This is a genomic window from Granulicatella sp. WM01, assembly GCF_004570605.1.
Lineage (GTDB): Bacteria > Bacillota > Bacilli > Lactobacillales > Aerococcaceae > WM01.
In genome coordinates, this window is sequence record NZ_SPPB01000095.1 from 1 (window position 1) to 4,172 (window position 4,172).

Annotated in this window: 4 protein-coding genes; 3 read left to right on the plus strand and 1 reads right to left on the minus strand. The window is 34.8% G+C overall.

All coding sequences use genetic code 11. The features are described 5' to 3' along the window. On the minus strand, window positions 1–236 hold a 236-nt coding region (locus E4T68_RS10025), incomplete at its 3' end, for a helix-turn-helix domain-containing protein (RefSeq protein WP_135125966.1). Window positions 237–484: 248 nt separating this feature from the next. On the opposite strand from E4T68_RS10025, the gene rplS reads away from it, so the two are divergent. From rplS to lysS, 3 genes are all read left to right on the plus strand, one after another. After that, window positions 485–832 carry a 50S ribosomal protein L19 gene (gene rplS, locus E4T68_RS08510; protein WP_135125968.1) on the plus strand — a complete coding sequence of 116 codons (348 nt, stop codon included), beginning with the start codon at window positions 485–487 and terminating at the stop codon, window positions 830–832. A 71-nt stretch (window positions 833–903) separates the two neighbouring features. Further along, on the plus strand, window positions 904–1,911 hold the full coding sequence (dusB, locus tag E4T68_RS08515; protein ID WP_135125970.1) for a tRNA dihydrouridine synthase DusB: 1,008 nt from the start codon (window positions 904–906) through the stop codon (window positions 1,909–1,911). A gap of 53 nt (window positions 1,912–1,964) precedes the next feature. Next, entirely contained in the window at window positions 1,965–3,476 is a 1,512-nt protein-coding gene (lysS, locus tag E4T68_RS08520) for a lysine--tRNA ligase (protein WP_135125971.1), read from the plus strand. Window positions 3,477–4,172: the final 696 nt, after the last annotated feature.

Below are 4,172 nucleotides of genomic sequence, written 5' to 3' on the forward strand. Positions count from 1 at the left end.
TGAGCAGTATCACTAAAATATGTTGATTGTAGTACTTCTTTATAGCCATAAAGGTATTGTTTTTGCAGAACAGAGCCACGTTTGATTTCACGTGAAATGGTGGATTTATGGCGATTCAGTAGTGTTGCAATTTTTGAAATAGTATAGCCCTCGTTTAATAATATTTCAATTTGACTTCTTTCTTTATCACTTAATTGTTTATAGTGTCGTTTTGTGGTATAATGTACTTCAGACATGAAAATCTTCCTATCTATTTGGTTTAGCAACTTTAGTATAGCTGATTTTCATGTTTTTTTGTTTATTTTTATTTGTTGCACTTGGCTTTACAACACGGGGCGATAAAGTTTTTGAGTGAACATGTCATTTTTTATTTACTTTCTTTTTAGACTATGCTAGAATTGAGAAACGTGGGCGACCACATATTCAGATTATTCCGCTGTATGACCACATATAAGAATAGTCGCAGATAAAGGAGAAAGACATAATGAGTAAATTAATTGAATTAATCACACAAGAACAATTACGTTCAGATATTCCAGATTTTCGTCCTGGAGATACTGTACGTGTTCATGCAAAAGTTGTAGAGGGAACTCGTGAACGTATCCAGTTATTTGAAGGTGTTGTGATTAAACGTCGTGGTGCAGGAATTAGTGAAACTTACACAGTACGTAAAGTATCTAATGGTGTAGGTGTTGAGCGTACATTCCCATTACATACACCACGTGTTGCAAAAATCGAAGTGGTTCGTCATGGTAAAGTACGTCGTGCTAAATTGTACTACTTACGTGCATTATCTGGTAAATCAGCTCGTATTGCAGAGCGTCGCCGTTAATAGATTGAAAAAGCACCTTTTTCGAAAGGTGCTTTTGGTTTAATAAAAAAACTGTTAAAAATGGAGGCAGTATGTTTAAAATTGGAAATATTGAGATTGTTAATCCAGTCGTTGTTGCACCAATGGCAGGAATCAGTAATGCCGCTTTTCGTGTAACGGTTAAAGAAATGGGAGCGGGATTGGTTGTTTGCGAGATGATTAGTGATAAAGGCATCCAATTCCGCAATGAGAAAACGTTGAGCATGTTGCATATTGAACCTCAAGAATATCCCTTAAGTGTTCAAATTATGGGTGGAAGTAAGGAAACTTTAGTTGAGGCGGCAAAATACGTTGAAGAACATACTCAGGCTGCAATTATTGATATTAATATGGGATGTCCGGTGAATAAGGTTATAAAAGCTGAAGCAGGAGCTAAATGGTTGCTAGATCCGAATAAAGTTTATGAAATGGTTGCTAGTGTTGTTGATGCCGTTAATGTTCCAGTAAGTGTCAAAATGAGAACAGGCTGGGATAGTGAACATCTTTACGCTGTAGACAATGCTTTGGCTGCACAAAAAGCAGGAGCAAGTATGGTTGCTATGCATGGACGTACACGTGTTCAAATGTATGAAGGTCAAGCAGATTGGTCTATCTTAAAAGAAGTTAAACAAGCATTAAGTATTCCTTTTGTTGGGAATGGAGATGTAAAAACAGCCGAGGATGCTAAACGTATGTTGGATGAAACAGGTGTTGATGGTGTTATGATTGGAAGAGCAGCCTTAGGGAATCCGTGGATGATTAAACAAACCGTTCATTATTTAGAAACAGGAGAATTATTGCCACCACATACACCAAAAGAAAAAATTGACATAGCCAAATTACATTTAGCACGTCTAGTGGATTTAAAAGGGGAAACTATTGCCGCTAGAGAATTTAGACAACATGCCAATTATTACTTAAAAGGTATCCCTAGAGCATCAAAAACAAAAAATTTAATCAATGCTGCAACAAAACAAGGAGAAATTATTGATTTATTAGATGCGTTTTTGGAAGAAGTATTGGAGCGTGAATATCAAGCAAGTTTACGTCAAAATATTTAGTGGAAAGCCTAGTGTTGTGATATAATGAGGTGAAGAGTTAAAGGAGAGGAAATATGACACAAGAAGAAAAATTAGAATTAAATGATCAATTGATTGTACGTCGTGAAAAAATGGCGAAATTAGCTGAACAGGGAGTCAATCCTTTTGGCATAGGTTTTGCTAAATGCCACGAATCAGAAGAGTTGAAGCAACAATATAAAGATGTTTCAAAACAGGAATTACATGATTTGGTAGAACACAATCCTTTTGAAGTATCGATTGCAGGGCGTTTGATGACTAAACGTGGGAAAGGAAAAGCAGGTTTTGCTCATTTACAAGATAATCAAGGACGCATTCAAATTTATGTTCGTCGAGATGCTGTAGGTGAAGAGCAATATACATTATTTACGAGTGCAGATTTAGGTGATATTGTTGGTGTTAAAGGGACATTAATGAAAACGGATATGGGAGAATTGACAATTCGTGTACAAGAATTTGTTCATCTGACCAAAGCGTTACGTCCATTGCCAGATAAGTATCACGGATTAACAAATGTTGAACAAAAATATCGTCAACGCTATTTAGATTTAATTAGTAATGATGAAAGTCGTCAACGGTTTATTATCCGTTCAAAAATGATTAGTGAAATCCGTCGTTACATGGACGCTAAAGGCTACTTGGAAGTTGAAACTCCTGTATTACACACTTTAGCTGGCGGTGCATCAGCTCGGCCATTTGTATCACACCACAATGCTTTGGATATGCAATTGTATATGCGCATTGCAACTGAATTACACTTAAAACGCCTAGTTGTTGGTGGGTTAGAGAAAGTGTATGAAATTGGTCGTGTTTTCCGTAATGAAGGTATTGACACAACGCATAATCCGGAATTCACATCAATGGAAGTTTATACTGCATATACGGTATACACAGATGTTATGGATATGACAGAGGATTTAATGCGTACTGTTGCACAACGTGTTCTAGGAAATGCAAAAATCAAATACGGAGAGTTAGAGATAGATTTAGAAAGCCCATGGACACGTGTTCACATGGTAGACTTAATCAAAAGAGAAACAGGTGTTGATTTCTGGGAGCTAATGAGTTTTGAGAATGCTAAACAACTTGCTGAAGAACATGGTGTTAAACTAAACGATCATGACACGAGTGTGGGGCATATTATTAATGCGTTCTTTGAGGAATTTGGGGAAAAAACCTGTATTCAACCAACCTTTGTATACGGGCATCCTGTCGAAGTTTCTCCGCTTGCACGTAAAAATGATGAAGATCCACGCTTTACAGATCGCTTCGAATTATTTATTGCAACAAAAGAATATGCAAATGCATTCACTGAATTAACTGATCCAATAGACCAACGTGAACGCTTTGAAGCGCAAATGGTTGAAAAAGATAAAGGAAATGATGAAGCACATCCGATTGATGAGGATTTCATTGCTGCCTTGGAGTATGGTATGCCTCCAACTGGCGGATTGGGCATAGGGATTGATAGATACGCTATGCTCCTAACAAATGCACAATCTATTAGAGATGTTTTGCTATTCCCAACAATGAAGCCTATAGATTAAAAGTAGTGGTATTGTAGTGATGTTGATGAACAAAATTGTTCATCAACATCACTACTTTTTTGAGTGTACAAACAATTGTGTTAGTAAATAAAATGTAATTACTTGTATATAATAAAGTGGAACAAAGTTGTTTCTAAATTGTTAAAGACGCTTTTTAAGATAGCACAAAAGCCAGTCAACAAAGAAAAAATATTTGGTTTTTATAGTAGAAATATACTTTTAAAATGAGAGTAGGTTATAGATTTAATGTATGGAAAAGAGAGCTGAGGTTATAAATTTTTAAAATAAAAAATACGTTTACTTATAGTAGAATAAGAAAAGTGTTCTAATAAAAATTTTTAATCTATCATATACTGATATAGATTAGCCAAGAGATAGTAGATTGGTGATAGTGTGTAACAAAGATAAGGTTTTTAGATTGCTATGCATAAAAAATTCTGCTAAAAAAAGAAATAATTAAAGAAAACTAGTCCAGAATGTTAGTGCCTAATCATTGGTTTAAATAAAAAAACCAATGGTGAAAAGAAAAAACAGTATTATTACGAATGTGGATGGCGTTATTTATTATGAATATTCGTATATTGTATTTACAAAAAATAAGCAACAGAAAAAGAAATTTACCCAAAAAACATACTATAAATGTTGATATTATGCAGTTTTGAATAAAAAAGCAAAAAAAAATAAAAAAAAGTAAAA